14 protein-coding genes are annotated in these 14,345 nt (G+C 69.3%); 6 read left to right on the plus strand and 8 right to left on the minus strand.

Going from position 1 to position 14,345, the window contains the following annotated elements; all coding sequences use genetic code 11:
* Positions 1-35 precede the first annotated feature (35 nt).
* The 4 genes from coaBC to B2515_RS13370 all read right to left on the minus strand — a co-directional run bounded on the left by coaBC (position 36) and on the right by B2515_RS13370 (position 4,740).
* Positions 36-1,217 (minus strand): bifunctional phosphopantothenoylcysteine decarboxylase/phosphopantothenate--cysteine ligase CoaBC, encoded by a 1,182-nt coding sequence (gene coaBC / locus B2515_RS13355; RefSeq protein ID WP_293877067.1) that lies wholly within the window; start codon positions 1,215-1,217, stop codon positions 36-38.
* Positions 1,214-2,332 carry a hypothetical protein gene (locus tag B2515_RS13360; protein WP_293877069.1) on the minus strand — a complete coding sequence of 373 codons (1,119 nt, stop codon included), beginning with the start codon at positions 2,330-2,332 and terminating at the stop codon, positions 1,214-1,216. The genes coaBC and B2515_RS13360 overlap by 4 nt, the downstream gene beginning before the upstream one ends.
* A 4-nt stretch (positions 2,333-2,336) precedes the next feature.
* On the minus strand, positions 2,337-3,872 hold the full coding sequence (ubiB, locus tag B2515_RS13365; RefSeq protein ID WP_293877071.1) for a 2-polyprenylphenol 6-hydroxylase: 1,536 nt from the start codon (positions 3,870-3,872) through the stop codon (positions 2,337-2,339).
* A gap of 121 nt (positions 3,873-3,993) precedes the next feature.
* The gene (locus B2515_RS13370) at positions 3,994-4,740 is read right to left on the minus strand and encodes a class I SAM-dependent methyltransferase (RefSeq protein WP_293877073.1); all 747 of its coding nucleotides are present in this window, start codon (positions 4,738-4,740) and stop codon (positions 3,994-3,996) included.
* 55 nt (positions 4,741-4,795) lie between these two features.
* On the opposite strand from B2515_RS13370, the gene mutM reads away from it, so the two are divergent.
* The 3 genes from mutM (at position 4,796) to dnaA (ending at position 7,834) form a co-directional block, all read left to right on the plus strand.
* Positions 4,796-5,611, plus strand: coding sequence for a bifunctional DNA-formamidopyrimidine glycosylase/DNA-(apurinic or apyrimidinic site) lyase (gene mutM / locus B2515_RS13375; protein ID WP_293877074.1), 816 nt, complete (start codon positions 4,796-4,798; stop codon positions 5,609-5,611).
* 113 nt (positions 5,612-5,724) lie between these two features.
* Entirely contained in the window at positions 5,725-5,988 is a 264-nt protein-coding gene (gene rpsT / locus B2515_RS13380) for a 30S ribosomal protein S20 (RefSeq protein ID WP_163958367.1), read from the plus strand.
* A 421-nt stretch (positions 5,989-6,409) separates the two neighbouring features.
* Positions 6,410-7,834 carry a chromosomal replication initiator protein DnaA gene (dnaA, locus tag B2515_RS13385; protein WP_293877079.1) on the plus strand — a complete coding sequence of 475 codons (1,425 nt, stop codon included), beginning with the start codon at positions 6,410-6,412 and terminating at the stop codon, positions 7,832-7,834.
* A gap of 3 nt (positions 7,835-7,837) precedes the next feature.
* On the opposite strand, the gene B2515_RS13390 is transcribed toward dnaA, so the two are convergent.
* From B2515_RS13390 to secB, 4 genes are all read right to left on the minus strand, one after another.
* Positions 7,838-8,218, minus strand: coding sequence for an endonuclease domain-containing protein (locus B2515_RS13390; protein WP_293877081.1), 381 nt, complete (start codon positions 8,216-8,218; stop codon positions 7,838-7,840).
* 73 nt (positions 8,219-8,291) lie between these two features.
* Entirely contained in the window at positions 8,292-9,308 is a 1,017-nt protein-coding gene (trpS, locus tag B2515_RS13395) for a tryptophan--tRNA ligase (RefSeq protein WP_293877083.1), read from the minus strand.
* 10 nt (positions 9,309-9,318) lie between these two features.
* Complete coding sequence (murJ, locus tag B2515_RS13400; protein WP_293877085.1) at positions 9,319-10,896, minus strand: murein biosynthesis integral membrane protein MurJ; 1,578 nt, start codon at positions 10,894-10,896, stop codon at positions 9,319-9,321.
* Positions 10,897-10,921: 25 nt separating this feature from the next.
* Positions 10,922-11,434: a protein-export chaperone SecB gene (gene secB, locus B2515_RS13405; RefSeq protein WP_293877086.1), complete on the minus strand. Its 513-nt coding sequence runs from the start codon at positions 11,432-11,434 to the stop codon at positions 10,922-10,924.
* Between the two features lie 204 nt (positions 11,435-11,638).
* Between secB and B2515_RS13410 the strand changes: the two genes are divergently transcribed.
* The 3 genes from B2515_RS13410 (at position 11,639) to B2515_RS13420 (ending at position 14,337) form a co-directional block, all read left to right on the plus strand.
* Positions 11,639-12,289 (plus strand): Tim44/TimA family putative adaptor protein, encoded by a 651-nt coding sequence (locus B2515_RS13410; protein ID WP_293877088.1) that lies wholly within the window; start codon positions 11,639-11,641, stop codon positions 12,287-12,289.
* Positions 12,290-12,449: 160 nt separating this feature from the next.
* Entirely contained in the window at positions 12,450-13,796 is a 1,347-nt protein-coding gene (locus tag B2515_RS13415; RefSeq protein ID WP_293877090.1) for a murein transglycosylase A, read from the plus strand.
* A gap of 25 nt (positions 13,797-13,821) precedes the next feature.
* Positions 13,822-14,337: a Smr/MutS family protein gene (locus B2515_RS13420; protein ID WP_293877613.1), complete on the plus strand. Its 516-nt coding sequence runs from the start codon at positions 13,822-13,824 to the stop codon at positions 14,335-14,337.
* Positions 14,338-14,345 lie beyond the last annotated feature (8 nt).

The raw sequence follows: 14,345 nt of genomic DNA on the forward strand, positions 1-14,345 counted from the left end.
CCTGCGGCAGGATCTATCGCACTGAATGGAACATATCAAGAACTGATAAGCGCGTCCGCGATCCGTTGCGCCAGTCGCCTGGCGACCTCCTCCTTGGGCAGGCGTTCCCAATGTTCGACGCCGTTGGCGGTGGCGAGGTGGACGGTGTTGGCGTCGCCGCCGAAGACGTCGCCGGAGACGTCGTTGGCGACGATCCAGTCCGCGCCCTTGCGCAGCCGTTTGGCGGTGGCGTGTTCGACGACCCGCTCGGTTTCCGCGGCGAAGCCGACGACGAGGCGCGGGCGTCGGTCCGAGGCCGCCACGGTCGCGAGGATGTCGACATTCTCGGTCAGGGTAAGGGCGGGGGTGGCATCGCCCTTCTTGACCTTCTGCGGGGCGGCGTCGACGCGCCAGTCGGCGACCGCGGCGACCATTACCGCGGCATCGGCGGGCAAGGCGCGCGCGACGGCATCCGCCATGTCCTGCGCGGTGACGACGTCGACGCGCGTCACGCCGGCGGGGGTGGCGAGCGCCACCGGGCCGGCGACGAGGGTGACGCGCGCGCCGAGACCGGCGAGCGCGTCGGCGATGGCGAAGCCCTGCCGCCCCGACGAGCGGTTGGCGATATAGCGGACCGGATCGATCGGCTCGTGCGTCGGGCCGGCGGTGACGAGGACGTGGCGGCCGGCGAGCGGTCCCGCCGCTGGCGTCAGCATCGAGTCGATCTCCGCGGCGATGGCGGCGGGTTCGGGCAGGCGGCCTGGGCCATATTCGCCGCACGCCATCGCCCCCTCGTCGGGGTCGAGCACGGTGATGCCGTCGGCGCGCAGCTGCGCGACGTTGCGCTGTGTCGCGGGGTGGGCCCACATCCGCACGTTCATCGCCGGTGCGGCGAGCACCGGCGTGTCGGTAGCGAGCAGCAAAGTGGTGGCGAGGTCGTCGGCGATCCCCGCCGCCATCCGCGCCATCAGATCGGCGGTGGCGGGCGCGACGACGATCAGGTCGGCCTGGCGACTGAGCTGGATATGGCCCATCTCCGCCTCGTCCTTGAGGTCCCACAGCGTCGTATAGACCTTGTCCTCCGACAGCGCGGCAAGCGTCATCGGCGTGACGAAATGACTCGCGCCCTCGGTCAGGACGCAGCGGACCGCATGGCCGCGCTTGCGCAGCAGGCGGATCAGCTCGGCGGCCTTGTAGGCGGCGATACCGCCGCCGACGACCAGCAGGACACGCTTCATCTGACGATCCTCTTCACGGTGATCCGCCGTCGGTCCGACAGGCCGGCAAACAGGTCGCGCACGCCATCGGGCACGAACGCCAGTCCGACCAGCAGCAAAGGCGCCACCAGCAGGCCCCAATAGAAGGTGTCGAGCCGACCGAACAGGCTGAGCACAACGGCATAGGCGGCGAGCAGCAGGGCGACGCGCAGGCCGAGCGGATCGTGCCATGCCGCCCAGCCGAACAGCGCGAGGCCGACGAGCGGCGCGGCGAGCCACAGGGGCGCCAGCGCCAGTGCGGTCGAGACGGTCATCGTCCGCACGAAGAAGCCGAAGCCGAGCTGACCCGACCAGCCGGGCGAGGCGGGGTCGAGCGGGCGGACCACCGCTGCGACGGCATGCGCATGCGCCGCCAGCACGAGCGCGAGGATCGCGCCTGCGACCAGCCAGCCGGTCGCCTCGCGTCGCTGCCCGCCGAGCAGCGCGAGGATCGCCATCAGCGCGAGGTACAGCCCCGCCGTCTCGCGGATCAGCGCCGCGGCGAGCCCGAACGCGACCGACGGCAGCCATGCGGCGGGACGATAGACGGCGAGCGACAGCGCGACGAACAGCCCGGCCCAGATTTCGTGGAAGGCGATCAGGTCGCGCTGCACGAACGCCATCAGCCCGCCTGCGAGCAGCGCCATCGCGACGATCCGCGGCGGCGTGCGCGCGAAGACGGGGGCCAGCCGCACATACCAGGCGAGCGCCACCGCCGCAGCCAGCACGTAGAGCAGCAGGACGACGACACCATGCGGCACCGACGCCTGCACCCGGGCGAGCGTCGGCAGGCGGACGGTGACGAACGGCTTCAGCGGGTAATCGCCGCTGCGCATCGCGTCGGCGGCGACGGTATAATACGGGCCGCCGTGGCGGACGTTCTCGACGATCGTCTCGTAGAGCATCACATCGGCCTGATCGTCCGCCCGGTTGGCGGCATCGCCGCTCGCCGCGGGTGGCGCCGGGGTGGCGAACACCAGCAAGGTCGCGAGCAGCAGCACCGCCAGCGCCGCCAGCACGGCCCCGGCGTTGCGCGGCGACAGCCCGGCGAAGCGCGAAGGCCGGGTCAGCCACACCGGAGCGAGCGGCCGGCGCATCGGGCTAGTGGACTATCAGCCAGGTCGCCGCGACGCTGGCGACCGCGGTGACGACCGCGACCGCGGCATAACGCCAGCCGCCGCCGATCCGCACCACCTCGATCTCGCGCAGCGGCGGCGCGGGCGGTTCGCCGCCGGGGGCGGGATAGCGCGCCTCGATCCGGCGGAGCAGGTCGGGCAAAGCGGCGATGGTGCGCACGTCCCGGATCAGCCGGTCGGCGATCGCCGCCTCGGGGCCGAGTTCGGTCCTGATCCATTCGCGCACGAACGGCGCGGCCGCTTCCCACAGGTTGATGTCGGGATCGAGCCCGGTGGCGACGCCCTCGACCATCACCATCGTCTTCTGGAGCAGCAGCAGATGCGGCTGCGTCACCATGTCGAAATCGCGGGTGATCGAGAACAGGCCGTCGAGCATCATGCCGATCGACATGTCCTTGACCGGCAGGCCGCGCATCGGCTCGCCGACCGCACGCAGCGCGGTCGCGAATTCGGCGACATTGTGGTGGCTCGGGACATAGCCCGCCTCGAAATGGATTTCCGCGACGCGTTTGTAATTGCCGGTGATGAGGCCGTAGAGGATCTCGGCGAGCCATACGCGGGCGCGGCGGTCGATGCGGCCCATGATGCCGAAGTCGATCGCGGCGATCCTGTTGCCCGGCAGGGCGAACAGATTGCCCTGGTGCATGTCGGCGTGGAAGAATCCTTCCGCGATCGCCTGGCGCAGGAACGCCTGCACCAGGGTGTTGGCCAGCCGGGGCAGATCATACCCCTGCGCGACCAGCGCCGCGCGATCGGACAGCTTGATCCCGTCGACCCATTCCACGGTCAGCACGCGTGCGGTCGAGCGCTGCCAGTCGATCGCCGGGACCATGAAATCGGGCTCGGCGGTCATCGATTCGGCGAGTTCGGAGGCGGATGCCGCCTCGCGCCGGAAGTTGAGCTCGCGCGCGGTCCAGCGCTTGAAATTCTCGACCGTCAGGCGCGGGCGGAGGCGGCGCGCCTCGACGCTCATCCCCTCCAGCTGCGCCGCGGCCCATTCATAGGTGGCGATCGCGCGCGTGAAGTCCGCCTCGACACCGGGGCGCAGCACCTTGACCGCGACGGTGCGGCCGTCGGTGGTCACCGCGCGATGGACCTGCGCGATCGAGGCGGCGCCGACCGGCGTCTCCTCGATACTGGCGAACAGGTCCGACGGCGGCCGGCCGAAGCTCGCCTCCATCGCCGCGGCGATCACCGCATAGGGGACGGGCGGCAACTGGTCCTGCAGGCGCAGCAGGTCGTGCGTCGCCTCGTCGCCGACGAGGTCGGGACGGGTGGCGAGCGTCTGGCCGAGCTTGATCGCGGCCGGGCCGATCGCCTGGAAGGCGTCGGCATAGCGCGGCACCTTGGGCACGCGCGCGCCGAACCGGGCGATGCGCGCCAGCCGGCGGACGGGGGCGGGGGTGTTGGGATCGCGTTCGATCCCGCGCAGCGCGCCGTGGCGGGCGAGGATGCGACCCCATTTCAGCAGGCGCCAGACATGGACGACGGAAGCGGTCACCGGGAAAGCCCCTCCCCTGCAGGGGAGGGGCTGGGGGTGGGGCATGTCTCACCGAGCGCGACGCCTGTGTCCCCCACCCCAACCCCTTCCCTGAAGGGAAGGGGCTTGTTTGTACGCCTCATCAGATCTTCCAGCCCGAGTGGATCGCGACGAGGCCGCCGAGGATCGGTTCGGCCCTGGTCCGAACGAAGCCGGCGTCGGCGATCATGCCCTTGAAGGTCGGCATATCGGGGAAGCGGCGGATCGATTCGATCAGATAGCGATAGCTGTCGGCGTCCTGCGCCAGCATCTGCCCCAGCTTCGGCACCAGCTTGTGCGAATAGCTGTCGTAGACCTCCTTGAACCCCGGCCACGTCGTGGTCGAGAATTCGAGGCAATAGAAACGCCCGCCGCGGCGCAGGACGCGATGCGCCTCGCGCAGCGCCTTGGGGATATCGGTGACGTTGCGGATGCCGAAGGCGATCGTATAGGCGTCGAAGAACCGGTCGGGGAAGGTCAGCGTCTCGGCATTGGCCTCGGTCCATACCAGCCCGTCCATGCCGCGCTTGGCGGCGCGTTCCATGCCGACCTCGAGCATCTGCGGATTGATGTCCGCGACCGTCACCGACGCGCCTGCCGCAGCGAGGCGGAAGGCGATGTCGCCGGTGCCGCCCGCCATGTCGAGGATCTGCTGTCCCTCCTGCGGCTGGACGCGGCGGACGAAGCGGTCCTTCCACAACCGGTGCATGCCGCCGGACATGGCGTCGTTCATCAGGTCGTAGTTCTTGGCGACGCTGGAGAAGACGCCGCCGACGCGGGCGGTCTTTTCCTCGGGCGCGACGTCTTCATAGCCGAAGGAGACGGTTCCGGTGGGGGCGGTGTCGGTCATGGGCTTGCCCTAGCGGCGCCTTGTGGCCGGGGCAAACGCAACCTAGCTGATCCGTGTGCCAGAGCTTCCCGAAGTCGAAACCACCGTCCGCGGGCTGACCCCCGTCCTCGCCGGCCAGCGCCTGACATTGGTCGAGCCGCGCCGCGCCGACCTGCGCAAGGCGATTCCCGTCGATCTGCGCCAGCGGATGACGGGGGCGACGGTCACCACGCTGGGGCGGCGCGCGAAATACGGCCTGATCGACACCGATCGCGGCGATACGTTGATCTTCCACCTCGGCATGTCGGGACGCTGGCGGGTCGATCCGGCCGAGCGGCTGGCGCATGACCATCTGCTGATCGAGACGGCGGAGGGGCGCAGCCTCGCGCTCAACGACCCGCGGCGATTCGGCTTCCTCGATCTGGTCGCGAGCGCCACGCTCGACGCCTATCCGCCCTTTGCGGCGATGGGGCCGGAGCCGCTGGGGGACGACTTCACCGGTGCCTATCTTCACACCGCGCTGAAAGCACGGGTCGCGCCGATCAAGGCGATGCTGCTCGACCAGCGAATCGTCGCCGGCCTCGGCAACATCTATGTGTGCGAGGCGCTGCACGTCGCGCGGATCGCGCCGACGCGGGCGGCCGGACAGATCGCGCTGCCGCGGCTCGAGCGGCTGGCGGTGGCGGTGCGCGAGGTGCTGCTGGCGGCGATCGAGGCGGGCGGATCGACGTTGCGCGACTATGCCCGGCCGGATGGCGAGCTGGGCTATTTTTCCAAGCAGTTCCTGGTCTATGGACGCGAGGGCGAACCCTGCCATTGCGGCGGCACGGTCCGGCGGCGGGTGGATAGCGGGCGATCGACCTTCTATTGTCCGCGATGCCAGCGCAATTGATCGGTCGTGGTTGACCCGCATCGCCACAATCGCTAAGGGCACTGCCTTCGAGACGGCGTAGGGATGACCGGCGCCTCTTTATATCGACCACATTACTCGCAAGGACGTACCGAATGGCGAATACGCCGCAAGCCAAGAAGCGCATCCGTCGCAACCAGCGCCGTGCCGACATCAACGGTGCCCGCGTCGGCCGCATCCGTACCTTCATCAAGAAGGTCGAAGCGGCACTTGCTTCGGGCGACAAGGCTGCGGCGACCACGGCGCTTGCGGCGGCTCAGCCGGAGCTGCAGCGCGGCGTCGCCAAGGGCGTGCTGCACAAGAACACCGCCAGCCGGAAGTTCTCGCGTCTGACCAAGGCGGTCACCACGCTCGCCTGACCCACGTCACGCGTCAAAGATTGCAACCCGTCGGGACCCGTCCCGGCGGGTTTTTTGATGTCCGGATCGGGCGCAAAAAGAACGAAAAGGGGAAAGGCAGGAGTCACCGCGATTCGTGTCGCGCCGATGACGGCGCGCGGGCGATAAAATCAGCATAAACAATGGCTTGTCAGATTTCTCGACGCATTTCTGCGGGCCAGGGGCTGTCAATCCCGTTTATTTCAGGAATGTGACCCGGCGGGGGCTTGATCGACTCGGCCCAGGCTTCATAACTCGCCCTCACCGCGGCGACATTCATCGCCACCGGGGACCTGAACAGCGTGGGCATGCCGAACGGCCATTGGCCGTAAGGGGGATTTGTCTGTCTTGAATACGACCGCCGGCCCGCCAGTGCGTGGTTCCGGCAACGGAGAGTTGTGCGTTGAACGATTGGCAGGCAGCGGTGGAGACGGAGAGCGAGGCGCACCGCGCCTGGGCCCGTGTCCGCAGCAACCTGCGTGAATCGGCGGGCGCGCGACTGTTCGAGCAATGGCTGAAGCCGATGGAGCTGATCGAGGACCGCGATGCCGACACGATCCGGCTCGGCCTGCCGTCGGCGTTCATGACCAACTGGGTCCGCAACCATTATGCCGACCGGCTGATGCTCGAATTCCGCACGCTGCTGCCCAACGTGCGCGGCGTGTCGATCGAGACGCGCATCGCCGCGCCGGCGGCGGTGAAGCTGGTCGCCGAGGCGCCCGCGGCTCCGGCTCCGGTCGCCCCGGCGCCGGCGCCGGTCGTGCAGCATGCGCTGCCGCTCGTCGCCGCGAAACCTGCGGGGGAGCGTCCGTCGCTCGATGCGCGCTTCACCTTCGACCGGTTCGTCGTCGATGCGGCCAACCGCGTCGCGTTCAACGCGGCGCGCGCGCTGGCCGAGCCCGGCGTGCCGCGGTTCAGCCCGCTGTTCCTCCATTCGGGGACGGGGCAGGGCAAGACGCATCTGATGCATGCGATCGGCCATGCCTTTCTGGCGCAGCATCCCGATGCCACCGTCATCTGCATGTCGGCCGAGCGCTTCATGTTCGATTTCGTCGCGGCGATGCGCGCGCGCGACACGCACAGCTTCAAGCAGCGGCTGCGCGGCGCCGACCTGCTGCTGATCGACGACCTCCAGTTCATCGCCGGCAAGGACGCGACGCAGGAGGAATTCTTCCACACCGTCAACGAGATCATGAGCGCGGGCAAGCGGCTGGTGATCTCCGCCGACCGTTGTCCGCAGGCGCTGGACGGCGTCGAGGCACGGATCGTCAGCCGCATGTCGGTGGGTCTGGTGGCGGACATCAAGGCGCCCGACCTCACGTTGCGGCGTGCTATACTGGACAGGAAACTCAGCGACCTGCCGGAGGCGAAGGTCCCAGCCGAGGTGCTCGACCTGCTGGCGGCGCGCATCCACGCCAATATCCGCGAGCTGGAAGGCGCGCTGAACCGCGTCGTCGCCTATGCACAGCTGACCGGGGACAGCATCGACATGGACTTTGCGGTGGCGACGCTCGGCGACGTGCTGCGCGGCGCGCAGCGGCGGGTGACGATCGACGAGATCCAGAAGCTGGTCAGCCAGCATTTCGAGCTGAAGCCGCTCGACCTGGTGTCGGCGCGCCGCAGCCGCGCGGTCGCGCGCCCGCGACAGATCGCCATGTATCTGGCCAAGCGGCTGACGACCCGGTCGCTGCCCGAGATCGGCCGCAAGTTCGGCGGGCGCGATCATTCGACGGTGATCCACGCGGTGCGCAAGATCGAGGAACTGCGCGACCAGGACCGCGATATCGATGCCGCGGTGCGGACGCTGATGCGGGAGCTGGAGGCCTGACCTTCAACTCCCCTCCCTGAAAGGGAGGGGCCGGGGGTGGGTCGCGGCGCGCGCGACGGCTTCGATGATCGACCAGTGGACGCCATCGAGGTTGGTCATCACCTCTGTGTTCCAGAAGCGCAGGATCGTCCAGCCCTTTGCCTCTAGATAGGCGGTACGGGCGGCGTCTTCCTCCATCATCGCGCCGTGCTGCCCGCCGTCGAGTTCGACGCCGACCTTGTGCGCCCGGCAGGCGAAATCGAGGATGTAGTGGCTGACGATCAGCTGTCGGGTGAAGCGGGGATTGTGTCCGCGCAGGGCGCCCCACAAGCGGCGCTCTGCCGGCGTCGCATCGATGCGAAGGCGCCGTGCGGCCGATCGCAGCTCGGGGGGCGTGCGTTGCATAAGCGGATGCTACGCGGCGTCAGCGCGTGGGGCTACCCACCCCCGGCCCCTCCCTTGCAGGGAGGGGAGCAGATCAGAGCATCAGCCCCATTGCTTCCTGTGCCCGACGCAGCACGGGGGCGGAGAGGTCGCGGGCCTTTGCGGCGCCCTTTTCGAGGATCGCGTCGATCGCCGTGCGGTCGTCAAGCAGGCGGAGCATTTCGTCACGGATCGGGCCGAGCTTCGCCACCGCGAGGTCGGCGAGGTCGGGCTTGAACGCGCCGAAGCCCTTGCCGGCGTAATCGGCGAGCACGTCGGCGGGCGTCCGATCCGCCAGCGCGGCGAAGATCGTCAGCAGGTTGCGCGCTTCCGGACGGTCGGCGAGTTCGTCGATCGTGTCGGGCAGGAAGCCGGCGTCGGTCTTCGCCTTTTTGAATTTCTCGGCGATGACCTCGTCCGGATCGATCAGCTTGACCACCGACTGTTCGGACGGGTTGGACTTGGACATCTTCGCCGAGGCGTCGCGCAGCGACATGATCCGCGGGGCGGCGGCACTGACCAGGGGCTCTGGCAGGGTGAACAGCTCGGTGGCGTAGTCGTTGTTGAACTTGGTCGCGATGTCGCGGGCGAGTTCGAGATGCTGCTTCTGGTCCTCGCCGACGGGCACGTGCGTCGTGTTGTAGAGCAATACGTCGGCGGCCATCAGCACCGGGTAATCGTACAGGCCGACGCTGGCGCCTTCGCGGTTCTTGCCCGCCTTGTCCTTGAACTGCGTCATCCGGTTGAGCCAGCCGACGCGGGCGACGTTGTTGAGCAACCACGACAATTCGCTGTGCGCCGGCACCCGCGCCTGGTTGAACAGGATCGAGCGGTCGGGATCGATGCCGGCGGCGACCAGCGTCGCGGTCATCTCGATCGTCTGGCTGCGCAGGTCCGCCGGCGCGATCCACTCGGTCAGCCCGTGCAGGTCGGCGATGAAGTAGAGCGTCTCGCCGCCCTCCGCCTGGATCGCGTCCTGCATCGCGACCCATTGCTTCACCGCACCCAGGTAATTGCCGAGGTGGAGGTTGCCGGTGGGCTTGATACCGGAGACGACGCGCTTTGCGGACATGAACGGGCTTTCAGGACTTGGAGCGGAGGAGCTGGCGGATGTCGCGGGGCCGAAGCGCGCCGGTTGCGAAGACCGCGACGGCATAGACCAGCATGCCGGTGCCGACCAGCACGACCATCGCGCCCCAGCGGGCGAGGTTGGTGCCGGTGGTATAGGGCTGGAACAGGTCGTTGAGGAAATACATGACGCCGCCCATCAGCAGCGCGGCGACGAGCAGCCGCGGCGCGCGGCGCCTGAGCTGCGCGTCGGGGACGAACTGGCCGCGGCTGGCCAGCGTGCGATAGAGGAGCGCGACGTTGACCGTGCTGGCGATCGCGGTGGCGAGCGGCGGCCCCATGTGGCGGAGCGGGACGATCAGCGCGAGGTTGAGCGCGAGGTTCACGCCCATCGAGATCGTCGCATAACGCACCGGCGTCTTCGTGTCGGAGCGGGCGTAATAGCCGGGCGTCAGCACCTTGACGAGGATGTAGGAGGGCAGGCCGATCGAGAAGGCGGCGAGCGCCTGCGCGGTGAACAGCGTGTCGGTGGCGTCGAACTTGCCGTGCTGGAACAGGGCGGCGGCGATCGGCATGCCGCAGACGACCAGCGCCACCGTCGCGGGCAGGGTGAGCAGCAGCGCCAGCTCCATGCCGCGGTTCTGCATGGTCATCGCCGCCGCTTCCTCGCCGCGGCCGAGCAGCCGCGAGATGGTGGGGAGCAGGACGGTGCCGAGGCCGATGCCGATCAGCCCGAGCGGCAGCTGGTTGAGCCGATCGGCGGCATAGATGTACGACACCGATCCCGACGGCAGCAGGCTGGCGGCGAGCGCGGTCGAGACGACAAGGTTGATCTGCACCGCGCCCGCACCGGCCGCGGCGGGGCCGATCAGCGCCATCAGCCGCTTCACGTCGGGGCCGAGGCGCGGCCGCTTGATCCGCAGCGTCACGCCGGCGCGGCGGCAGGCGTACCACAGCCACAGCAATTGCAGCGCGCCCGAGACGGTGACCGCGATCGCCTGATTGCGCGCGGTGAGCAGCGGCACGTCGTCGTGGAAGAACAGCAGCGCGGCGATCAGCGTCGCGTTGAGCAGGATCGGCGCGGCGGCATTGACCCAGAATTTGTGCAGCGAATTGAGGATGCCGCCGAGCAGCGACACGAGGCTGATGAACAGCAGATAGGGGAAGGTCAGCCGCGCGAGCTGGACGGCGAAGTCGAACTGCTTCGGATCGACGCCGTTGAACCCGCCCGACAGCGCATAGGTGACGGGCCAGGCGGCGACTTCCATCACCGCGGTCATTACGATCAGGATCGGGAGCAGGATCGACAGCGCGTCTTCGGCGAAGGCGATGCCGTGGGCGAGGCCGGTGCCCTCCGCCGCCTTGTCACCCTCCGCCACCTTGCGGTTGAACATCGGGATGAAGGCGGCGGAGAAGGCGCCCTCCGCGAACAGCGCGCGGAACAGGTTGGGCAGGCGGAACGCGATCATATACGCGTCCGACGCGAAGCCCGCCCCGACGAAGCGGAAGAACAGCGAATCGCGCAGCAATCCCAGCACCCGGCTGGCGAGCGTCAGTCCGCCCACCGAGCCGAGCGCCTTGGTCAGGTTCACCGGTATCCGCCCCCCGCTTTATGGATCAGGCGTGGCCGACGTCGCCGACCGAAAAGGCGCCGCCGTTATTCTGTTCGGACTGCTGCAGGTAGAGCTGCGCGAAGTCGATCGGCTCGAGCAGCAGCGGCGGGAAGCCGCCGTCGCGGACGCAATCGGCGAGCACGCGGCGCGCGAACGGGAAGAGCAGGCGCGGCGCCTCGCCGAGCAGGAACGGCTGGATCGCGTCGGCGGGGACGTTGCGCAGGCCGAACAGGCCGGCATAGGTCAGGTCGACGATGAACGCGGTCTGACCCTCGGCCTCCGCCTTGACGTCGATCTTGAGCAGGACCTCGTGGACCTCCTCGCCGACCTGCGCGGTGCCGATGTTGAACTGCACGTCGATCGCGGGCGGGTTCGGGTTCTGGAAGATCGCCGGCGCGTTCGGATTCTCGAACGACAGATCCTTGACATATTGCGAGATCAGGCCGGCCGCAGGCGCGGTGTCTTCGCCGTTCACCGGCTGCGTATCGATCGTGGTGCCGTTGTCCTGGTCGGCCATGGAAATGATCCTCGAATGAAGCGGAAAGGTGGGGACCGAAGCAGCCCGTCGGGCGTTCGATGCCGATGGCGCCCGCGCCTAGCAGCGCCTGCCCGGAGTTTCAACGCCGGGCGGAAGGGCGTGCGGACGAATAGTGTCGTTCGAATAGTGTGGTTTGAATAACAGGGGCTTTCGGCCTATGTATCGGTCAAGATCGGAGGCACGGTGTTCTACGTAGTTCTTCTCGCGATGGTGGCGGCCTTTCTGGCGCTCCGTCTCTACAGCGTGCTCGGCAAGCGTACCGGCCACGAGCAGCAGCCGCTGCCGCGTGCCGCCGAGGATCGGCCGTCGGCGCTGCCGGTCGCGCCGCGCGCGGTCGATGCGGCGCCGGAGGCGCGCGATCCCGTCAACCGCAACATCGAGCCGCGCGCCGAAGCCGGCCTGCGCGCGATCATCGCGGGCGAGCAGGGCTTCGACGTCAACCAGTTCCTGGGCGGCGCGCAGGCGGCGTACCGGATGACGCTGGAGGCGTTCTGGCGGGGTGACGACGCCGCGCTGGCCGACCTTGCCGAACCGGATGTCGCGCATGCCTTCGGCGAGGCGATCGCCGCACGGCGCGATGCCGGCGAGACGCTGGAGAACCGGCTGGTCTCGATCGAGCGGGCGGTGATCTCCGACGCGTCGCTGGACGGTCGCGAGGCACGGATCACGGTGCGCTTCGATGCCGACATCGCCGCGGTGACGCGCGATGCCGAGGGGCAGGTGATCGCCGGGTCGCTGACCGACGCGGTCGAGACGCACGACGTCTGGACCTTCGCCCGGACGCTCAAGAGCCGCGATCCGAACTGGAAGCTGGCGGACACCGACGAGGAATAGGCCCGGCGGGTCGATCGACCTGACCCGGCGCGGGCGGCGGAGAGGTGATGTCGCCGGCTTTCGCCGACGTCGGCAAACAAGCGCTTGTCCCCATCGGCGCGCTTCGGCAGAGCCTTGCATCACGCCAGCCGCCGACGACAGCGGATCAACGGGGACTAGGATGACCGGTAATCGCGTACTCGCCAGCATAGCGCTGGCCCTCGCCCTCAGTGCCTGCGGCGGCCGGGTCGTGCCGCTCGCGACGGGCAATGTGCCGGTGGCGCAGCCGCCGCGCGGTAATGCTGGCCAGCCAAACCGGCCTGCGTCGCGCCCCGTCGCCCCCGGTCAGCAGATCGCGAGCGGGCGCGGCTTCGACGGGCGCATCCAGCCGGCGGTGCCGCTGCTCGCCGCGCCGGTCGTCGCCAATCCTGGCGCGACCACGGCGGCTACCGCGGGAATCGTGCCCGGCCCGGCGCTCGACACGCTGCCGATCACCGATGCGCAGGCCGAGGCGGCGCGGCGTGCCTTCCTGTCGAGCTGTCCCGGGCTGATGCGGCGCACCGATGCCTCCGGCCTGACGCGCGGGACCGACTGGCAGCCCGCCTGTGCCGCCGCGGCGAGCGTGCCGCCGGGCGGGGCGCGCGCATTCTTCGTCGGCTATTTCGAGGCGGTGCAGGTGGGCGACGGCAAAGCCTTCGCCACCGGCTATTACGAGCCGGAGATCGCCGCCTCGCGCGAACGGCGTGCCGGTTACGAGGTGCCGATCTATGCGCGGCCGAACGACCTGATCGACGTCGATCTCGGCCAGTTCAGCGAGGCGCTGAAGGGCAAGAAGGTGCGCGGGCGCGTCTCTGGCAGCAACCTCGTGCCCTATTACGACCGTGCCGCGATCGACACCGGCGTGCTCGACGGCAAGGCGCCGGTGCTCGCCTGGGGCGCGGACGAGGCGGCGGTGTTCTTCCTCCAGATCCAGGGGTCGGGGCGGCTGCGGCTGCCGAACGGCGACATCATGCGCGTCGGCTACGACACCCAGAACGGCCGCGACTATACCGGCATCGGCGCGCTGATGAAGGCGCGCGGGCTGCTCCAGCCGGGGCAGACGTCGATGCAGGGGATCGTCGCCTGGCTGCACGCCAATCCCGCCGAAGGGCGCGCGATCATGGCGGAGAACAAGAGCTTCGTCTTCTTTCGCGAACTTAACACGCCGCCGGTCGGCGCCATGGGCTATGTCGTCAATGGCGGGATCAGCGCGGCGGCGGACGTGAAATACGTGCCGCTCGGTGCGCCGGTGTTCCTGTCGATGGACCGGCAGGATGCGAGCGGCCTGTGGGTGGCGCAGGACACCGGCGGCGCGATCAAGGGCAGCAACCGCTTCGACACCTTCTGGGGCGCGGGCGCGACCGCGGAGGCGACCGCGGGCGGCATGGCGGCGCGCGGCACCGCGTTCCTGCTGCTGCCGATCGGCACGCTCGCGCGCACGCAGGCCGTCCCCTATGGAGCGGGGTCCGTTGCGCCAGCTCAACGCTGACGAAGCCGACCTGTGGGCGCGGGTGATGGCGACGGTGAAGCCGTTGCGGTCGGTGCCCGTCGCGGTGGCGAAACCGGTCGCCGCTGCGCCCGCGCCGGTGAAGGCGACCCGGCCATCCAAGGCGTTGACCCGGGCGGTCGCGGCGGCGCGGCCGGTTGCGGCGAAGCCGGTGATCGCCGCGCCGTCGCCGCGGCAGAATACACTCGACGGCAGCTGGGACAAGAAGCTGACCCGCGGCATCGTCAGCCCCGACAGCGCGATCGACCTGCACGGGCATACCTTGTCCTCCGCCCACGCGATGCTCGACGACGGCCTGTCGCGGGCGATCGCACGGGGCGACCGCGTGCTGCTGCTGGTGACCGGCAAGCCGCCGCGGCCGGAGAGCGAGCGCCCGCATGCGCGCGGCGCGATCCGCGCGGCGATCGCGGACTGGCTGGCGGCGTCGCGGCATGCGGATGCGATCGCGGCGGTGCGAGGCGCGCATCCCCGGCATGGCGGGCAGGGCGCGCTGTATATCGTGTTGCGGCGGGGCGGGCGTTAGAGCGGAGG

Source organism: Sphingomonas sp. UBA978 (assembly GCF_002292295.1).
Classification (GTDB): Bacteria; Pseudomonadota; Alphaproteobacteria; order Sphingomonadales; family Sphingomonadaceae; genus Sphingomonas.